Below are 17461 nucleotides of genomic sequence, written 5' to 3'. Positions count from 1 at the left end.
CGGCTGATTAATTAAGCAAATTTACGGATAAATGAGCATTGCAGATAACATCAAAAGCTTAAAAAAGGAAACGGAAGCAGATAAGGTAATATTATTGGCAGTATCAAAAACAAAACCTGCCAGCGATGTACAGGAAGCTTATGATGCAGGACAGCGCCTGTTTGGCGAAAATATAGTGCAGGAGATGGTTGAAAAGTATGAGCAGCTGCCTAAAGATATTGAATGGCATTTGATTGGTCACCTGCAAACCAACAAGGTAAAATATATTGCGCCTTTCGTGAGCATGATCCAGTCTGTTGATAGCCTGAAGCTTTTGCATGAAATAAACAAGCATGCCGAAAAAGCCGGGCGGGTAATTGACTGCCTGCTGCAGATTTACATTGCCGACGAAGAAACCAAATACGGACTGGGCTTTGATGAAGCGATAGAATTGCTGCGCTCTGAAGAGTTTGCCATAATGAAAAACATCCGGATCCGCGGATTGATGGGCATTGCCACCAATACCGATAACGAAAAGCAGATCAAGGAAGAATATTACGAGCTGAATACCTTTTTTGAAGGTATAAAACTGAGCTATTTCAGGAAGGAAGAAAGTTTTGATATTTTGTCGATGGGCATGTCGTCGGATTATAAGCTGGCCATTGAGCAGGGCAGTAATATGGTAAGACTGGGCAGCACCATATTTGGCGGGAGGGTAATTAAGCACTGGAAGAATAACTAAAAAGATGTCATTGCGAGCGCAGCGCGGGCAATCGCACGGAGGCATAGCCGCTCTCAGGCCGTTGTTGGTGGTGTTGCCATTGCCGGTTAACCTAAGCAATTAATTGAACAAGGGTTTAAAAAATCCCCTCTCGAGAGCAGGGCTGTTGCATTCTAATTTATGTTTCGCAAGTTCAAGCGTCCTTCGCTTGAATTATAACCAAAGTAAGCGTCCACGCTTACGTTTATAACATATTACGGGAGCGTGGACGCTCAATTAAGGCAAACGACCAAGCGTAGACGCTTAATCGTGCGTGTTATTAAGAACTGAATATTAGAATGCAACAGCCCTGCTCTCGAGAGGGGGCGCGGAGGAAGGGTGTGTGTTTCTGCTACAAGCTTATCAAAGCAGAAATACACCCCGCCACCCCTCTCAAGAGGGGAATCGCACAATCCCGCGCTTTTTCTTCCTTAAATTAACAGCGATGGCGTTGCCATTAGCAACCTGTTTTTTGAAGCGAAATTTAAGTGTTCAACTTTTTAAAAACGGGTGTTCAGCTTTTGAAATTCAGAAAAGTTAAGTGGTTGATAGTCAATGCTTAAGTGTTCATGTTTGATAAATGAACAATAATGTTAAAAGTTAAAGTGTTGATAGTCAGTGTTTTTTTAATTGAAGATAATTGCAAGTGTTCACACTTTTAAAAGTTGAACACCTAAAAAATAGATAGAAAGTTGTTGGTGACAACACCACTGGTGTTCGGAAGATTTTTTAGTTCCCTCCTTGGGGAGGGGTGCGGTTGGATGTGTATTGGCAGGGAGGGGTTTATGCGCCATTAAAGCAAATAGGTCTGGCGGAGAAACCCCTCCCTACACCCTCCCAAGGGAGGAATCGCACGATCCCCGAGCTTTTAGTAATTGCGAAATAATAAAATGAACAATACAGAAAATAAAATTGAAAGTCAGCACCCCCTTCAGGGGGCGGGGGGGATAATTATCAGGGAAGCTATTCAAGCCGATTGCCCCCGCCTAATGGAGCTGGTGCACGAATTGGCCCTATTTGAAAAAGCCCCGGAAGAGGTTACCGTAACCCTGCAGCATTTTGAAGAAACCGGGTTTGGCCCTAACCCGGTCTGGAAGGCTTTTGTTGCTGAAGTTGACGGCCTGGTTGTAGGTTTTGCTTTATACTATGTCCGCTATTCCACCTGGAAAGGCTCCCGCATGTACCTGGAAGACCTGATAGTAACCGAAGATATGCGCGGCAAAAAGATCGGCAAACTGCTTTTCGACAGGCTGATCCGGGAAGCTAAGGAGCAAGGTTTCAGCGGTATGGTTTGGCAGGTGCTCGACTGGAACGAACCGGCCATTAACTTTTACAATAAGTACGGCGCGAATATTGAGGCAGGCTGGCTGAATGCTTCGCTTTCAAAAGAGCAGTTGTTAAACTACTAAATAATTACCTATGAAAAATCTGTGCCTGTTGTTTTTTATGGCGATGGGGTTATCATCGTGTCAGTGGGGCGTTCCTAATAAGGTTGCCGAGAAGTCATTTGATACCCTGCACTATGCCTATAAAGTAATAAAAGCCCGGGCGGCAGATTGCGGCACAAAGCCTGATAGCGCCTGTACCGTAGTGAAAATTAACTATCCGGTTTTTGACAGTGCCAAAACTTTAAATGATACTATAACCCGTAAGCTTACAGCGATGTTTGCTATGGATGGCAAACCCGACACCAGCCTGGAACTGATGACCAAAAAGTTCCTGAAATCATATGACGATTTTAAGAAGGGTGATCCGCGATCAGGAATGTTTTTCACACTGGATGATTCTGTTAAGGTGATCCACCAGGATTCGAGCTTAACAACGCTTGAAGTACGCGGTTATTCATATATGGGGGGCGCACATGGCGGCACATCTGTCAGCTTTATAAATTGGGATACAAAGGCGGGTAAAAACCTCAGACTTGATGATATATTTGCAACAGGCTATCACGATAAATTAACTGCCATTGCCGAAAAGATCTTCAGGAAGAATGAAAAGTTGAGCGACACAGCATCGCTAAAGGATAACTATTTTTTCAAGGATGATAAATTCGCCCTCAATGAAAACTTTTCTATTACACCCCTTGGGATCAAATTTCTGTATAACCAGTACGAGATAAAGCCTTACGCAGCGGGTATTACCGAACTGTTTATTCCCTACGCACAGATCAAATCATTAGTACAGCCGGGTTCGGTTGTAGCTCAATTCATCAAATAAATGCTTGTTTTTAAATTCGGAGGGGCATCGGTTAAAGATGCTGCGGGTGTTACCAACCTTGCTAATGTTGTAAAACAATATACTGATAAACAATTGCTCATCGTGGTATCGGCCATGGGCAAAACTACCAACGGGCTCGAAAAGCTTACCAAAGCCTATATGGAGCAAACCAATGATATGCATGAGATCTTTAACGAGATCAAGGAATATCATTACAATATCCTTGGCGGATTATTTGAACCCGGCCACCCGGTATTTGACGAAGTTGCCAATACTTTTGTAGAGATTGACTGGGCCATTGAGGACGAGCCGCACGATAGCTATGATTTTGTATATGATCAGATCGTTTCCATCGGCGAACTGGTTTCAACCCGAATAGTTAATGCCTATCTGGACAAGGCTGGCCTGAAAAGTAAATGGCTTGATGTACGCGGATATGTGCATACCGATAATACATACAGGGAAGGCGTAGTAGACTGGGACAAAACTAAAGCAAGTATCAGTAAAGATCTTCCGGCTATGCTCGAAAAAGGCATCGTAATAACCCAGGGCTTTTTAGGTGGCACATCCGAAAATTTCACTACTACACTTGGCCGCGAAGGATCGGATTATACCGCATCCATATTTGCAGCCTGTTTAGGTGCTGAATCGGTTACTACCTGGAAAGATGTTCCCGGCATCCTGAATGCCGATCCGAAATACTTTACCGATACCGTTAAATTTGATGAGCTCTCCTATACCGAAGCCATCGAAATGACTTATTACGGCGCCAGCGTCATCCACCCGAAAACTATCAAACCCTTACAAAATGCTAAAATACCACTGCTGGTAAAGCCCTTTACAGATCCATCTGCCCCCGGTACCGTAATTAAGGAGGATGGACATAATCAGTTTACCAGGCCGGTGATCATCCTGAAACAAAACCAGGTATTACTATCAGTGTCGGGTAAGGACTATTCATTTATTACGGAAGATCACCTGAGTGATGTGTTTCGCCTGTTTGCCCAGAACAATGTCAAGGTAAACGTAATGCAAACATCAGCATTAAGTTTTTCGGTTTGCTTTGATTTGAATGAGGAGCGTTTTGAAAAGCTGCTGAACGGCCTTAAACAGGATTTTAAGGTGAAGTATAATGAAGGGCTAACGCTTATCACTGTACGCCATGACGGGATAAATACCATTAAAGAGTTAACCGAAGGCAAAACTATTTTATTGGAGCAGATCAGCCGGAATACGATACAGGTGGTGGTGAGGTGATTAGCCTTTAATTGAATGTAAAAGGTCTTTTAACTCGGCGTCCGTCATTGTTTCTGCCTCGCTTTTGTCGTATATCTTAAGGAGATAAAGTGTTTCATTATCTAAATTAATGAGTAGATGAGTAATTATTCTCGCGCCGCCACTTTTGCCTTTACCTTTACTGGCAATAGATAGGCGTATTTTGAAACAATTTTTTCCTATTGGAGTACCATGCTGTGGAGTAACTTCAAGAATATCAAGCAGGGCAGCAAAATCTGCCTTTAACGAAGGATGTTTTTTTGCAAGTCGTTTTAATTCTTTGCTAAAACTTGCAATAGGGACAATATTAAAGCTCATCGAGTAATTCTCTTGCAGTCTTTAATTTTATCTTTCCTTCCTGATGTAGTTTGATTTCGTGAAAAGCGTTTTCAAGATCAGCTTTAAATTTCTTTTTGGTGGAAGATTCTTTGGAGTTTTCAGCGTTTATAACTTTAACCTTTCCACCTAATTTTGAGATAACTTTCAAAATCATTTCAGCATCTTTTTCTTTCAATTTCACTTCAGCGGTGATCATAAACAATTATTTAAATAAAGATAAGGAATTTGTATAAAACAAAACACTCTGTTGAGGAACAACTATTTTTGTTTGAATAATTAATACCCACATCGCAATATATTTAAGGCTGACTGGTCTTGGCTATTTTACCCTGTCATACCCGCCTTTAACCCCAAAAAGCTATATTTGAGCATGAAGGCAATCAACACTATCAGGGATTCAGCAAATATCGGACTCGGGATTTTATCAGCAGCTTTTGGCCTTAAAGGTTTTTTACTATCAAGCCATTTTATCGATGGCGGCGCCACCGGTGTTTCCATGCTGATATCTGATATAACCTCCATTCCCATCTCTGTTTTGATCTTTGTTATTAATGTACCTTTTTTGTGGATCGGTTACCGGAAACTCGGACTTTGGTTTGCTATAAAAAGTACCGCGGCTATTGCTTTGCTTTCATTATGTCTTGCAGTAGTTCAGTTTCCGGACGTTACCCACGATAAATTGCTTACAGCGGTATTTGGCGGTGTTTTCATTGGTACCGGTAGTGGGTTGGCCATGCGCGGCGGCGCTGTGCTCGACGGTACCGAAATAGCGGCAGTACTGGTAAGTAAAAAGACGCAGCTGCTTAAAGTGAGCGACTTTATTTTACTGCTTAACGTTTTGATATTTGGGGTGGCGGCATCGGTATTGGGTGTTGAACCGGCCATGTATTCCATATTAACCTATATGGCTGCCGCCAAAATGATTGACTTTTTGCTGAATGGTATCGAGCAATATTCGGGTGTCACTGTTATCTCAACCAAAAGCGATGCTATCAGACGCGCTATAACGGTTACCCTTGGCAGGGGTGTTACTATTTATCAGGGGAAAAGCGGTTATGGAAAAGACGGTCATGTGAACGATCCCCGTGATATTGTTTTCACTGTGGCTACCCGTTTGGAGATTCCTTCATTAAAGCAAACTATTTTACGGATAGATCCCAAAGCTTTTATTGTGCAGCAAAGTATTGATGATACTACCGGCGGCTTATTAAAGCGGAAGAAACTACATTAGAAAGCTGAAAGCCTAAGGCGTAAAGCCGAAAGCTTTTTATTAAGCGGTAAAGCTTTCGGCCTTAGGCTTTAAGCCCTCAGCTTATAAAACGCTTACCGGGTGTTTATGATCATCAATAGCAACAAAGGTAAAAGTGCCGGTGATGGCTTTTTCGCGCACAAAGGAATACATTTCTTCAATATAAATCTCAACCAAAACTTTTAGGCTGGTATTGCCGATATGGGATATACGGCCAACAAGCTCAATAATGGTACCGGCGGGGATTGGGCGGTTAAAGTCAATCCTGTCGGATGATACGGTAACCATTTTTTTACGCGTGAAGCGGGTAGCCGTAATAAAAGCTACTTCATCCATCATAGCCATTGCCGAACCTCCGAAAAGCGTGTCGTAATGGTTGGTATCGCTCGGGAACACTGTTTTAAATATTCGCGATTCCGATTCTTTAATCCGTTCTTCAGTTGTCATAGAGGTTTGTATCATTTGCTCGCCGGCACGAAACTTCTCCCTCCGGGAAAGGGAAAATAATTTTATTTTAAGCCCTCCCTCCCGGGGAGGGTGGGGTGGGGCTTATCTCAATTTACCCCACTTTAGATAGGTAGCGCCCCATGAAAAGCCTGCACCAAATGCTGTCAGGATCATGTTATCGTTCTCTTTGAAATCTTCTTTATAATCCCACAACGCCAGCGGGATGGTAGCGGCTGTAGTGTTGCCATAACGGTCGATGTTGATCTTCACACGGCTTTCAGGTAAACCCAAAGCATCACCTACAGCGTGGATAATGCGGTAATTAGCCTGGTGGGGGATTAGCCAGTTGATATCATCTATGGTAAGGTTGTTGCGCTGCAGTACAGCTGTGCAGCTTTCAGTCATGCCTTTAATGGCAGCTTTGAAAACTACGCGACCGTCCTGGCGTATATAATGCAGTTTGCCGTCAATGGTTTCTTCCGAGGCCGGGTTCATAGAACCGCCGCCGGGTACATATAAATGTTCCCTGCCATGCCCATCTGTTTTAAACACGCTGTCGATAACACCGAGATCTTCGGTTGATGGTTCAAGCAGTACCGCACCGGCGCCATCCCCAAAAAGGATACAGGTGTTGCGGTCGGCATAGTTTACAATAGCACTGTTTTGATCGGCCCCGATAACGATTACTTTTTTATAACGGTTGCTTTCAACCAGGCTTGAGCCAAGTGTAAAGGCATAAAGGAAACCGCTGCATGCCGCATTAACATCAGATGCCCAGGCGTTGCTTAATCCGCATTTATCGCAAACAATACTGGCCGTAGAGATGAGCAGATAATCTGGGGTTGAAGTAGCTACAATAACACAGTCAATTTCAGAAGGATCAACTTTGGCATTTTTAAGTAAATTTTTTACTGCAAAGGCCGCCATGTCTGAAGTAGCCATCGATCTGTCGGCGAGGATCCTTCTTTCTTTGATCCCTGTACGCGAAACTATCCAGTCGCTGTTAGTTTCAACCATTTTTTCTAAATCATTGTTAGTTAAAATGTTGTCAGGAACATAGCCGCCTACACCGGTAATCACCGCACTACTTTTTAATGCCATAAATATTATCTACTCTCAAAAAAACATGCAAAGATAGAGAAATTTGACGGTTTAAAGTTGTCATGCAACTGTATGTTTATACAATCTTATCTTCCCGCACACCAATAATTTGCCGTTTATCGACACAAAAAAGGCAGATAACCGACACATGTTTTAATACCAACAGCATCGCTTTTACTTTTGAATCAACAGATTAGATTAAACTTAAAAGGAGAACATACAATGGAAAGAAAGAACTTTTTAAAAAGCCTGGTAATCGGCGCAGTGTCATCGTCAGTGTTGGTTGAAGCCTGCAAAAAAGATGCGGATACCGCCACAACTACTACAACTACTTCAGAGAGTTCATCTTCCGGCAGTACTTCGGGTTCAACTGACTCAGGCAGCTGTAGTGTTGCGCCTACCGAAACGGAAGGCCCATATCCAACACATTCGCCTGCTTCATATGTAAGGAGCGATATTACCGATGGCCGTACCGGGTATAAGCTTACCATAAAAATTACAATCAATAATAGTAATAATAGCTGCAGCGCGCTTTCCGGGGCATTGGTTGATATCTGGCATTGCGATGCCGAGGGTAATTATTCTGAATATGGCGGCAGCGGTACGCAATCAACAAACTATACCTCTGTACACTTTTTACGCGGCAGGCAAACTACCGATTCAAACGGCCTGGTAACCTTTACTTCCATATTTCCGGGATGGTATACAGGCAGGGCAACGCATATTCACGTACATACGTATAACTCATCAGGTACATCATTGAAAGTAACACAGATTGCTTTTCCGGAAGGTACAGGCTCGGCGCTGTTAGCTGTTAGCGGTTATGCCAAAGGCATGAGCGGTTACACTTACAACGCCAGTGATAATGTGTTTAGCGATGGGTATACGCTTGAAACTGCTACTGTTACCGGTAGCACCACTGCCGGTTTTGTATTAGCTATCAGTTTAAGTGTACCTGCTTAAAATTTTCATTTTTGTTTTGTAACAGAGCGCCGGCTGTTGCTGGCGTTTTGTTTTTGGAATCATAACATGCAAAAACGTGTAATCATTTTGTGTTACCGTAAAATCATCGATATCCGGTCGGTTAAGCAATGGGATAAGCTGGTTTTTGAAAGCACTTACCTGGAATTTAAAATGCAGGCCCAGAATTTTAGCCGGGGAACGGCCTATACTTCCTATGCCGAATTGATGAGGAATGTGCCCAATGCCCAACGTATAACCGGCATGGTTACACCATCGGTTACAGGTTATATTCAGCAACTTGGCAGTATTATGCCCGATATTTTAAATAATGTTGGCAGGCGGTTCCTTACATTCAGTAAATTCCAATTGGAGATCATCAATTCGGATATTAATGATAAAGACAAACACCAGGTTGCGGTTAATTTCTATTCCGAACCGCTGATCTGGCATGATACTATTGATAGCTATCTGCTGATATCTGATCATACTCCCGAAAATCAATTACCTCCCGAAAATAACAGTATATCCACCAATCTTATGCAGTTACAGCCTTACGTAAACATCAGTTCATTACAATATCACAATTAAAATGGAAAAGATTTCACCGGGACAAATACACTTAGCCGACCAAAGAGGTTTCACGAAGACCCCAACCCTGAGGCGTTACAGCAGTTTTAACTATGGTAACTACTTTAATGAGCATCGTAAACCCTTTGGCAGGCTGGAGGTATGGAATGATGAAATGCTGGCGGGTGGTAGTTCAATTGATATTGCTGTCGAAAACCCCGGCTGGTTTGTTTTAATGCCGGTGACCGGCGAAGTATTATTAAAAAGGGCAAATGGAGATATCCGTTTGATTGATGTTGGAGAGGTGTTTGCGGGGTATGCAACTGCCGGTGAGCGGCTTGAATTAACCAATCTTTATAAAAGCGATTGGATCAATTACATTTATTTACAGTTAAAGGATGATGAGGTTATAAATCTGCCGCGCGATACGGTTTTTAAATTTGATATTGCCAACAGGCAAAATGAACTGATTGACCTGATCCCCACCAGCGGAATGCATCCGTTTCGATTGCATATCGGAGTATTTGGCGGGAGGGTAGACGCCCTTTATCAACTTCAAAACAATAAATCGTTGTTTTACGCATTTGTGCTTACAGGGGCTTTTGAGCTGCAGGGCCGCCTGATGCATGAGCGTGACGGATTGGCGCTGTGGCAGTTGAAAGAAGCCGATCTGGAAGCGCTGAGTAATAACGCGGTGATTGTAATATTGGAAATATTAAAATAAATTCCTGTTTGTGGAGATGTATAATTGAGTCTTCGGTAGCACAGGGTTAGTCCCATAATAAAAAGGGTGTCTCATTAACCCAACGAGACACCCGACCAATCAAATTTTGTTACTTAAACAAACATCCCGCCCGAAGCCTCAATGCGTTGAGCGTTTACCCAACGTGCATCCTCTGTACACAGAAAGGCAACAACGCCGCCGATATCTTCCGGAACACCGGGCCTGCCCAAGGCTGTTACGCTGCTCACCATTTTTTGCAGCTCCTCGCTGTTACGCAAATGGCCATCGCCAAAATCAGTCATAATAGCTCCGGGGGCAACCACATTAGCCCGGATGCCCCTGCCTCCAAGCTCTTTAGCCAGGTAACGGGTGAAAGTCTCCACAGCGCCCTTCATTGAAGCGTAAGCGGAAGAGCCGGGTACCGATACACGTGTCAACCCGGACGAAACATTCACAATACCGCCGCCATCGTTTATCAACGGGAGCAACTTTTGAGTTAAAAAGTATATGCCTTTAAAGTGAACATTCAATAGGTCGTCAAAAAACTCTTCGGTAACATCGGGGATAGCGCTGTAGCCACCTTGCCCGGCATTATTGATCAGGAAATCAATATGGTTGGTTTTAAATTTATCAGTTAATACCCGGCGGAGCTTTTCTGCAAAGGCATCAAAGCTTTTAATTACTCCTGTATTTAGTTGTAACGCTGCAGCCTTTGCGCCGCTTTGTTCAATTAAATTAACAACTTTCGCTGCTTCATCGGCATTGGTGTTATAAGTTAAGATAACGTCGATGCCTTTTTCAGCAAGCCTTAAGGCCATATCCTTGCCTAATCCGCGGCTGCCGCCGGTTACTATAGCAATCTTATTTTTGTTTTCCATTTTCTTGTTATTTATAGTACAAAAGTAAAACGGATAGGAGGGCAGGTGTTTCAACAAATCAATCCATTATTTGCAAAATTCAAATAATGGATTGATAAGCTGGTTGATTTTAATAGTTATATAACTTCGGCTTAAACCTTTTGGCTAAGTAGCCGGTAGCCTTTTCTGTATCAATATCAACTACAATTACGCCTGTTGTTCCATAGGCCTGGTAAGCTAAACAAGTGCCATCCGGTGCTATAACTGAGCTTGCCGATTCGGGGTAAAGCGAACCGTAGTTTGAACTGGCAAAATAGATGGTATTTTCCAAAGCGCGCATCATCATAGCCTTTTCATAATAAGGGTTTGCCATACTGCCCCATTCGGTAAGCAATACACCATCAGTATTACTGCCCGAAAAATGCGGGTGGAAAACAATATGTGCGCCAGCACGTGCCGCCCATCGCACAGATTCGGGATAACGGAACCCTTCGTGACAAATGGTAACGCCAAGTTTTAATCCATTTATTTCAAAAATACTACGTTGGCTGCCCGGAACCCAAATCGCATCTTCCGAGGGATCTAACTGGTTTTTGGTTTGATAGCCAAGTATATCGCCGGTTTTGGATATTATATGTGCGACGTTTAAAAGCCCGCCTTCGCTGTACCAATCCATGGGCATAATTACTGCTATATTATTTTTAGCTGCCATCCTGCACACTTCATCCAATGCCGATTGCAATATTACCGGTGATGTTGGTTCGGGATCAGCTATCATACCCGGATATCCCGGTATGTATGATTCAGGGAAGCAGATAACCTCTGCCTGTTGCGATGCTGCATCCTCAATCAGTTTTTCAGCTTGTTGTAAACCATCATTAATTGATTTTGGGAAAGGGGGAGTGGCAATGGCTATTTTCATGCAATGTTAATCTATATGCTAAATTAAACGATTGCTTTTATCTGTGGTTAATAATATCCATTCAAGTGTCAGTTTTTTTATTTCAACGCCACGGCGGGGTAATATTTGTGAAATATCATTGTACATTTGTTATGGAGATCCTCTCCAAATTCAATAAATCATCATTCACACTACTTAACATTTACTACTATGATTGAAACAAAAGCGTATGCTGCGCAAAGTGAAACCACACCGCTTGCTCCCTGGACTTTTGAGAGGCGCGAAGTTGGTGCCCACGACGTGCAGTTTGATATTTTGTACTGCGGCGTTTGCCACTCCGACTTGCACCAGATCAAAAATGACTGGTTCCCCGGCATTTTTCCAATGGTACCCGGACACGAAATTGTTGGCCGCGTAGTTAAAGTTGGCGAGCATGTAAAAGGTTTTAAAGTTGGCGACCTTGCCGCTACCGGCTGTTTGGTTGACTCATGCCGTGTATGCGAAAACTGTAAACGCGATTTGGAACAATATTGCCTCAATGGCAATTCACAAACTTATAACGGTCTTGAGCAGGATCATAAAACACCTACTTACGGTGGTTACTCAAACACCATTGTTGTTAATGAGGATTTTGTGCTGCACTTAAAAGAAGGTGTTGATCTTGCCGCTGTTGCCCCGCTGTTATGCGCCGGTATCACCACTTACTCGCCGTTAAGGCACTGGAAAGTAGGCAAAGGCCATAAGCTGGCTGTGCTTGGCTTGGGTGGCTTAGGCCACATGGCGGTTAAATTTGGTGTTGCCTTTGGTGCCGATGTTACCGTATTAAGTACATCGCCTAAGAAAGAAGAAGACGCTAAAAAATTAGGTGCTCACCATTTTGTGGTAACTACCGATCCAAAACAGGTTGAAGCAGCTAAAAATTCATTCGATTTTATTTTGGATACCGTATCGGCCGAGCATGACTTTAACATGTACCTGTCATTATTACGTACCGATGGCGTTCATATTTGCGTAGGCGTACCGCCTAAGCCAGCACAGATTGCTGCCTTCAGCTTATTGGGTGGCCGTAAAAGCTTAGCTGGTTCAGGAATTGGCGGCATTAAAGAAACCCAGGAGATGCTTGATTTCTGTGCCGAAAACAACATTGTTTCGGATATTGAAATGATTGATATCAAGGATATTCAAACCGCTTATGACCGTATGGAAAAAGGCGATGTGCGTTACAGGTTTGTAATTGATATGGCTACTTTGTAATGTAATTTATCATTGGTAAGAGAAGGCCGTGCGGGAGCATGGCCTTTTTACTATAGTCATATTTACACCCTTTAAAAGTCGCTTTAGCCCCCTGCATACAATGGGATACCGGTTTAATTTTGATATATAAAATATAACCACTGATATTATGAGAAACTTAGTATTGTTTATGCACATTTCGCTTGATGGTATGGTTGCCCGCGCTGATGGCGCTATGGACTGGATCAAAGTGAGCAGTGAGCTATTTGAGTATGCCAACGCCCGCACACAGGTAGCTGATATTGCCCTATATGGCCGTAAAACCTTTGAAATGATGGATGCCTACTGGCCAACAGCGGCCGATGGGCCAAACCCCTCAAAGCATACTATTGAACACGCTACATGGTATAATAATACACTTAAGTATGTGGTGTCTGAAACTGCTGCCAAGCAAAATACCGATAAGATTAAATTTATCAGTGATGACGTAAAGTCGCAGATTTCAGACCTCAAAAAACAGGAAGGCGGCGAGATTATCATGTTTGGCAGCCCCGGCCTTGCGCGTTATTTGATGCAGGAAGGTTTGGTTGATGAATTTTGGCTGTTTATAAACCCAATTGTGCTCGGCGCCGGTGTTCCGCTGTTTCCAAATACGGAAATAAAGCTCAAACTGGAAAAAAGCACAACTTTTGCCGATGGTGTTGTTGGGGTGCATTATATAAAAGAGTAGTGTTTTGCAGGTAGATCCCTTTGCCGTTATAAAAAAATCTGCAACCTGAGGCAACGCCTTTGCTAAAATGGTAGTAATCATTATGTACACAAAATATCAAACATGAAATTACTATCAAAGTTAACAGCAGCGGCCCTTGTGACAGGAACACTGTTTTTTTCAAATACGGTAAAAGCGCAAACTACTCCTGCAAATGCGTTCCGTTTAGGTTTAGGAATTGAAACCGGCTTGCCTACAGGTGTAGCAAAAATTGGCACTACTTTTACATTAGGTGGTACAGCCCGTTTGCAATATGGTATAAGCAATAGTTTTGCGCTTACTTATACTATGGGCGGATATCATTTTTTTCCTAAAAAAAATCCGGTTACAGGCAAACGCTATCAAAGCTATGGTGAAATCCCTATTAAATTCGGTTTCAAGGAGTTTTTTGTACCAAGTGTATATGTTGCCGGCGAAGCTGGTATCGCTTACGAAAAACTGGAAGAAGGCTGGGGCCCGCACAGGCTTGATCTTTCGCCTGGTATAGGCTGGGCCAATAAAACCTGGGATGTAAGTGTACGCTATGAAAACTTTTCGGGCGCTAACCAGGACCATTTCGGTATGGTTGGCCTGCGTTTAGCTTACGGATTTGCTTTATAAGGTTTTATGAAATTTTGACCAACCCACTCACCCTGTTGCGTTGATTATGCTGACCCTCTTCCTGTTTTTGCAGGAGGAGGGTTTTTATTTGTTTTCAGGGTTAACGGTTATTATGCTATCCTGATTTAGGATCAGATGTTAACTATCTATTAAAATTATGCCAGCCAGGGCAATTGATAAGTTTAACTTACCAGCTAAACTTTAAAAGGGCCACACCCTGCCTTGGTAACAATACAGTGGCACCAGACAGCCCTGATTTAGCCGGTAGTGTAACCGGTTTGCCAAACTGTTGTAATTGCCCCGATTTTTCAAGCTCTTTAATTTGCGCAGCTGTAGGACTTTGCGGTGAACCCATCTTTTTCCACACTTCGTAGGCGTTGCTATGCTCATCATCAATGCGGTATTGAGTTAGTTTTACAAAGGTTGGTGGCAGATGTTCTATCCTGATCTTTACGGTTTTTCCTGCATTATGCAGGTCATTGTCATGGTAGTTCCACAGCAATACGGTCATTTCTTTTTTATCTGCGGCTGCCAAAGCACCGATATCTGTATTATTTCCCCTGATGCTTGAATCGGCTACGGTTTTAAGCGAATACATTTGGTCGCTGGTTACCTTCAGGCGTTTACCCTTCATCATCCCAAGCATCCGGAAAACGTTGAGTACCGGCTTATCAACACCATTGGTAGCCAGATCGCGGAAACCATAAAACCAGGGCTGGTTTTCAAACTCAAACGACCAGGATACCGAGCCCATAAAGTTTACACCTAAGGAATCGGCCAGTTGGTATTCGCGGGCTATGGAAGCTGCTGTATAGCTTGAGTACATAGTGCCGTTACGATAAGCATTTGACGGATTGGTAGCCATACCGCAGGCTGCGCAACCTTCCGGGTCCGATTCGCCTATAACTATTGGCGTGTTTTTAGTTTCGGGGTATGATGCTACAATTTTAAACCCTTCCCTGATATCACGGATCTGCGGCGCCATATTCATGCGCACCCGGCCATTGACCAGCGTAGGCTGCCCTTTAGCATGGAAAGAGATCACATCAACAGGTGAGCCTATTTTGCCTGTTGCATAATTGGTGTCAGCAATGCAATGTTTAATAAAGGCGTTCAAAAACTTCATCCCGCCGGGGCTTGAGCCACCTGCAACTTCCGGTCCGCCAACGTGTGCTGTTGGCAGTGCCCGTTTTACGCCATGTGCGGCGTAATCGTATAGTTTAAAGAACTCCTGCATCGTCCCTTTCCAGTAGCCTATGTTTGGCTCGTTCCAAACCTCCCAGTACCAGCTTTCAACCTCGGCCTTGCCGTAGCGCTGTACGCAATGCTTTACCCACTGATAAACAAGTTCTTCCCATTTGTTATAATCTTTGGGTGGATACGCCCAGCCGGTGTAAACATCATCATAGTTATCGCCAGGTTTCCAGTAATGACGATAAGGCTTGGGATGGGTTGACAAGGCCTCGGGCATAAAACCTATCTGGGCATAAGGTTTCATGCCCAGTTTAATGTAAGTATCAAATATACTATCTACCAGGTGCCAGTTATAAACAGGTTTGCCGTTTGGATCTTCAGTATAAGCATTGGTCGATCCCCATTTCAGTGCCGCTGTTCCATCGCCGCTGGTAAGCAGGTTATGAACCCGCATGCGCACCGGTACGGGGCTCAAGGCGGCCAACTCCGACAGGAGTTTACGACCATCCTTCATGTAGGTATAGTTAGGCTCATCGTGGCCAAACCACGCCCAAAAGGGGTACATATCGCCAACTTTATCCTGTAGGCTTATGGTGATATTGGCCCGTTCTTGGGCAAGAATACGGCTGCCAGCAAATAATAAAAGGCAGGGGATAAGTTTGATGATCTTCATTGAGGTAGTTTGGTGGTTTATAAGGAGTACAGATCAAACATAGGTATTTTTATTTATTGTTAAAAGGACAATTAAAATGAAAGACAGGCCTTAAAATCAATTTGAAATGACGTATAACATATTGGATGTAATTTACGTTAACAGCGTGTTAATTTATTGTTTACGTGCTTCAGAAATTATACAGAATTGAACTGTATAATTGTATTTTATCAGCGCTTAATAAGGGGGATTCTTTGCAAAAGTTCAGGTTTTATTTTATTTCGATGCTATTGGCAGCTTCGTTCTCGCTGCCATCATATGCCCAGGTTAAGGATACATTACAAAAAGATGCGGTAAAAAAGGACTCTTTGCAAAAAGACTCTGCCAGGAATATCCTGACTTTGCCCGATACAGTCAAACATCTTCAAAGTAAGTTTCCATCATATATACCGCCGGCAGCTTTTATTACTTATGGTCTGCTATCGCTAAAGATAAAAGTGATTCGAAATCTTGACTATAGTGTGCATGATGATTTAACTACTGATCATCCCGGCTTTCATACCAAGATGGATAATTACCTTCAATACGCGCCAATTGTATCGGTGTATGCGCTGAACCTGGCCGGTGTTCATGGTAAAAATACATTTATTGACCGCACCATGCTGCTGGTGCTTTCTGAAGCCATATTTGCCGGCACCACTTTCGGTTTAAAACGCGTTACCCACAGGACGAGGCCCGATGGTTCAGATAAGTTTTCGTTTCCTTCAGGCCATACCGGTAACGCCTTTGTTTCTGCCGAGTTTATGGCCCAGGAATATGGGGATCGTTCGCCCATATACGGCGGCGTTGGTTATGGTTTTGCTACCGCTACAGCTATTTTACGAGTGTATAACAACAAGCACTGGTTTAGTGATATCATAGCGGGGGCCGGTTTTGGTATTCTTTCAACCAAAGCGGCTTATTACCTGTACCCGCTTATCCGTAACGGTGTATTTCGCGGAGGCAACGAAAAGGGCAAAAACAATAACTCCTTATTATTGCCAACTTACCAGGATGGCAAGGTTGGTTTAACCTTTGCGAAGAGTTTTTAAAAACTGATCTTATTATTTATAACGTACAACCACCTTAGTATTAGGGTGGTTGTTTTTGTTATGGCTGAATTTTTTTCAATAAAAAACAACTTGGTTATTGCAACGTACGTTTTTAATACATACCTTTGGTTTATGAGTTTGTTTAAGAAGGATATTCCCGCTGATGTAACGCCCACAAAAACCGAAATGGATGTATTGCAGGTGTTATGGCAGTACGGCCCATCAACAGTGCGGTTTGTGCATGATAAGCTTAATGAACAAAAGGAAGCGGTAATTTACACCAGTACCCTTAAGCTGATGCAGGTAATGAAAGAGAAGGGAATGCTTGAACGTGATGAAACCAATATGAAGCACGTTTACAGCGCCGCGGTTGAGGAAGACAAAGTGAAAGGTAATATGCTTGGCCGCTTTGTTGATTCAATGTATAACGGTTCGCCGAGCGATTTGATGGTAGCCCTGTTGGGTAACGACAAAACATCGGCCGAAGAACTCAAAAAAATAAAAGAGCTGCTCAAAAACATGGACGATCAATAATTAAACTTT

General features: G+C 43.1%; 20 protein-coding genes. 13 read left to right on the top strand and 7 right to left on the bottom strand.

Annotated features, from left to right (window positions below; all coding sequences use genetic code 11):
* Nucleotides 1-31 precede the first annotated feature (31 nt).
* The 4 genes from SNE26_RS14160 (at nucleotide 32) to SNE26_RS14145 (ending at nucleotide 4213) form a co-directional block, all read left to right on the top strand.
* Nucleotides 32-721, top strand: a complete 690-nt coding sequence (locus tag SNE26_RS14160; RefSeq protein WP_321559992.1) for a YggS family pyridoxal phosphate-dependent enzyme — start codon at nucleotides 32-34, stop codon at nucleotides 719-721.
* 908 nt (nucleotides 722-1629) lie between these two features.
* Nucleotides 1630-2148, top strand: coding sequence for a GNAT family N-acetyltransferase (locus SNE26_RS14155; protein WP_321559991.1), 519 nt, complete (start codon nucleotides 1630-1632; stop codon nucleotides 2146-2148).
* A gap of 10 nt (nucleotides 2149-2158) precedes the next feature.
* A complete protein-coding gene (locus tag SNE26_RS14150) occupies nucleotides 2159-2956 on the top strand; it encodes a DUF3298 domain-containing protein (RefSeq protein WP_321559990.1) in 798 nt (265 codons plus the stop codon).
* A complete protein-coding gene (locus SNE26_RS14145; protein ID WP_321559989.1) occupies nucleotides 2957-4213 on the top strand; it encodes an aspartate kinase in 1257 nt (418 codons plus the stop codon).
* On the opposite strand, the gene SNE26_RS14140 is transcribed toward SNE26_RS14145, so the two are convergent.
* Both SNE26_RS14140 and SNE26_RS14135 read right to left on the bottom strand, forming a co-directional pair.
* Nucleotides 4214-4549: a hypothetical protein gene (locus SNE26_RS14140; protein ID WP_321559988.1), complete on the bottom strand. Its 336-nt coding sequence runs from the start codon at nucleotides 4547-4549 to the stop codon at nucleotides 4214-4216.
* Complete coding sequence (locus tag SNE26_RS14135; RefSeq protein WP_321559987.1) at nucleotides 4539-4766, bottom strand: hypothetical protein; 228 nt, start codon at nucleotides 4764-4766, stop codon at nucleotides 4539-4541. The genes SNE26_RS14140 and SNE26_RS14135 overlap by 11 nt, the downstream gene beginning before the upstream one ends.
* A 174-nt stretch (nucleotides 4767-4940) precedes the next feature.
* Here SNE26_RS14135 and SNE26_RS14130 point away from each other — a divergent pair, with 174 nt between their 5' ends.
* Nucleotides 4941-5801, top strand: a complete 861-nt coding sequence (locus SNE26_RS14130) for a YitT family protein (protein WP_321559986.1) — start codon at nucleotides 4941-4943, stop codon at nucleotides 5799-5801.
* An 81-nt stretch (nucleotides 5802-5882) separates the two neighbouring features.
* Here SNE26_RS14130 and SNE26_RS14125 read toward each other — a convergent pair whose 3' ends face one another.
* The gene (locus tag SNE26_RS14125; protein WP_321559985.1) at nucleotides 5883-6266 is read right to left on the bottom strand and encodes an acyl-CoA thioesterase; all 384 of its coding nucleotides are present in this window, start codon (nucleotides 6264-6266) and stop codon (nucleotides 5883-5885) included.
* Nucleotides 6267-6368: 102 nt separating this feature from the next.
* Nucleotides 6369-7367 (bottom strand): beta-ketoacyl-ACP synthase III, encoded by a 999-nt coding sequence (locus tag SNE26_RS14120; RefSeq protein ID WP_321559984.1) that lies wholly within the window; start codon nucleotides 7365-7367, stop codon nucleotides 6369-6371.
* Between the two features lie 222 nt (nucleotides 7368-7589).
* Here SNE26_RS14120 and SNE26_RS14115 point away from each other — a divergent pair, with 222 nt between their 5' ends.
* The 3 genes from SNE26_RS14115 to SNE26_RS14105 all read left to right on the top strand — a co-directional run bounded on the left by SNE26_RS14115 (nucleotide 7590) and on the right by SNE26_RS14105 (nucleotide 9621).
* A complete protein-coding gene (locus SNE26_RS14115; RefSeq protein ID WP_321559983.1) occupies nucleotides 7590-8330 on the top strand; it encodes an intradiol ring-cleavage dioxygenase in 741 nt (246 codons plus the stop codon).
* Nucleotides 8331-8396: 66 nt separating this feature from the next.
* Entirely contained in the window at nucleotides 8397-8918 is a 522-nt protein-coding gene (locus SNE26_RS14110; RefSeq protein WP_321559982.1) for a hypothetical protein, read from the top strand.
* A gap of 1 nt (nucleotide 8919) precedes the next feature.
* Nucleotides 8920-9621, top strand: a complete 702-nt coding sequence (locus tag SNE26_RS14105) for a hypothetical protein (RefSeq protein ID WP_321559981.1) — start codon at nucleotides 8920-8922, stop codon at nucleotides 9619-9621.
* 113 nt (nucleotides 9622-9734) lie between these two features.
* Here the strand turns inward: SNE26_RS14105 and SNE26_RS14100 are convergent, their stop codons facing one another.
* Nucleotides 9735-10499 carry an SDR family oxidoreductase gene (locus tag SNE26_RS14100; RefSeq protein ID WP_321559980.1) on the bottom strand — a complete coding sequence of 255 codons (765 nt, stop codon included), beginning with the start codon at nucleotides 10497-10499 and terminating at the stop codon, nucleotides 9735-9737.
* Nucleotides 10500-10608: 109 nt separating this feature from the next.
* On the bottom strand, nucleotides 10609-11400 hold the full coding sequence (locus SNE26_RS14095; protein WP_321559979.1) for a carbon-nitrogen hydrolase family protein: 792 nt from the start codon (nucleotides 11398-11400) through the stop codon (nucleotides 10609-10611).
* 189 nt (nucleotides 11401-11589) lie between these two features.
* On the opposite strand from SNE26_RS14095, the gene SNE26_RS14090 reads away from it, so the two are divergent.
* The 3 genes from SNE26_RS14090 (at nucleotide 11590) to SNE26_RS14080 (ending at nucleotide 13981) form a co-directional block, all read left to right on the top strand.
* The gene (locus SNE26_RS14090; RefSeq protein WP_321559978.1) at nucleotides 11590-12633 is read left to right on the top strand and encodes an NAD(P)-dependent alcohol dehydrogenase; all 1044 of its coding nucleotides are present in this window, start codon (nucleotides 11590-11592) and stop codon (nucleotides 12631-12633) included.
* Nucleotides 12634-12781: 148 nt separating this feature from the next.
* Nucleotides 12782-13342 (top strand): dihydrofolate reductase family protein, encoded by a 561-nt coding sequence (locus SNE26_RS14085; RefSeq protein ID WP_321559977.1) that lies wholly within the window; start codon nucleotides 12782-12784, stop codon nucleotides 13340-13342.
* Between the two features lie 102 nt (nucleotides 13343-13444).
* A complete protein-coding gene (locus tag SNE26_RS14080) occupies nucleotides 13445-13981 on the top strand; it encodes a hypothetical protein (protein ID WP_321559976.1) in 537 nt (178 codons plus the stop codon).
* Nucleotides 13982-14168: 187 nt separating this feature from the next.
* On the opposite strand, the gene SNE26_RS14075 is transcribed toward SNE26_RS14080, so the two are convergent.
* The gene (locus SNE26_RS14075; RefSeq protein WP_321559975.1) at nucleotides 14169-15848 is read right to left on the bottom strand and encodes a beta-xylosidase; all 1680 of its coding nucleotides are present in this window, start codon (nucleotides 15846-15848) and stop codon (nucleotides 14169-14171) included.
* 233 nt (nucleotides 15849-16081) lie between these two features.
* Here SNE26_RS14075 and SNE26_RS14070 point away from each other — a divergent pair, with 233 nt between their 5' ends.
* Together SNE26_RS14070 and SNE26_RS14065 are read left to right on the top strand one after the other, a co-directional pair.
* The gene (locus SNE26_RS14070; protein ID WP_321559974.1) at nucleotides 16082-16918 is read left to right on the top strand and encodes a phosphatase PAP2 family protein; all 837 of its coding nucleotides are present in this window, start codon (nucleotides 16082-16084) and stop codon (nucleotides 16916-16918) included.
* Nucleotides 16919-17050: 132 nt separating this feature from the next.
* The gene (locus tag SNE26_RS14065; RefSeq protein ID WP_321559973.1) at nucleotides 17051-17452 is read left to right on the top strand and encodes a BlaI/MecI/CopY family transcriptional regulator; all 402 of its coding nucleotides are present in this window, start codon (nucleotides 17051-17053) and stop codon (nucleotides 17450-17452) included.
* Nucleotides 17453-17461 lie beyond the last annotated feature (9 nt).

It is taken from the genome of Mucilaginibacter sp. cycad4 (assembly GCF_034263275.1).
Taxonomy (GTDB): domain Bacteria; phylum Bacteroidota; class Bacteroidia; order Sphingobacteriales; family Sphingobacteriaceae; genus Mucilaginibacter.
This window is presented reverse-complemented; position numbering and strand designations above follow the sequence as displayed.

Bases quoted from the DNA above. Each gene is read 5' to 3' on its own strand.
- SNE26_RS14140 (WP_321559988.1), bottom strand. From the start codon at position 4,549: ATGAGCTTTAATATTGTCCCTATTGCAAGTTTTAGCAAAGAATTAAAA.
- SNE26_RS14150 (WP_321559990.1), top strand. From the start codon at position 2,159: ATGAAAAATCTGTGCCTGTTGTTTTTTATGGCGATGGGGTTATCATCG.
- SNE26_RS14120 (WP_321559984.1), bottom strand. From the start codon at position 7,367: ATGGCATTAAAAAGTAGTGCGGTGATTACCGGTGTAGGCGGCTATGTT.
- SNE26_RS14090 (WP_321559978.1), top strand. From the start codon at position 11,590: ATGATTGAAACAAAAGCGTATGCTGCGCAAAGTGAAACCACACCGCTT.
- SNE26_RS14095 (WP_321559979.1), bottom strand. From the start codon at position 11,400: ATGAAAATAGCCATTGCCACTCCCCCTTTCCCAAAATCAATTAATGAT.
- SNE26_RS14105 (WP_321559981.1), top strand. From the start codon at position 8,920: ATGGAAAAGATTTCACCGGGACAAATACACTTAGCCGACCAAAGAGGT.
- SNE26_RS14100 (WP_321559980.1), bottom strand. From the start codon at position 10,499: ATGGAAAACAAAAATAAGATTGCTATAGTAACCGGCGGCAGCCGCGGA.
- SNE26_RS14155 (WP_321559991.1), top strand. From the start codon at position 1,630: ATGAACAATACAGAAAATAAAATTGAAAGTCAGCACCCCCTTCAGGGG.
- SNE26_RS14065 (WP_321559973.1), top strand. From the start codon at position 17,051: ATGAGTTTGTTTAAGAAGGATATTCCCGCTGATGTAACGCCCACAAAA.
- SNE26_RS14160 (WP_321559992.1), top strand. From the start codon at position 32: ATGAGCATTGCAGATAACATCAAAAGCTTAAAAAAGGAAACGGAAGCA.
- SNE26_RS14075 (WP_321559975.1), bottom strand. From the start codon at position 15,848: ATGAAGATCATCAAACTTATCCCCTGCCTTTTATTATTTGCTGGCAGC.
- SNE26_RS14145 (WP_321559989.1), top strand. From the start codon at position 2,957: ATGCTTGTTTTTAAATTCGGAGGGGCATCGGTTAAAGATGCTGCGGGT.
- SNE26_RS14085 (WP_321559977.1), top strand. From the start codon at position 12,782: ATGAGAAACTTAGTATTGTTTATGCACATTTCGCTTGATGGTATGGTT.
- SNE26_RS14115 (WP_321559983.1), top strand. From the start codon at position 7,590: ATGGAAAGAAAGAACTTTTTAAAAAGCCTGGTAATCGGCGCAGTGTCA.
- SNE26_RS14125 (WP_321559985.1), bottom strand. From the start codon at position 6,266: ATGACAACTGAAGAACGGATTAAAGAATCGGAATCGCGAATATTTAAA.
- SNE26_RS14080 (WP_321559976.1), top strand. From the start codon at position 13,445: ATGAAATTACTATCAAAGTTAACAGCAGCGGCCCTTGTGACAGGAACA.
- SNE26_RS14135 (WP_321559987.1), bottom strand. From the start codon at position 4,766: ATGATCACCGCTGAAGTGAAATTGAAAGAAAAAGATGCTGAAATGATT.
- SNE26_RS14110 (WP_321559982.1), top strand. From the start codon at position 8,397: ATGCAAAAACGTGTAATCATTTTGTGTTACCGTAAAATCATCGATATC.
- SNE26_RS14130 (WP_321559986.1), top strand. From the start codon at position 4,941: ATGAAGGCAATCAACACTATCAGGGATTCAGCAAATATCGGACTCGGG.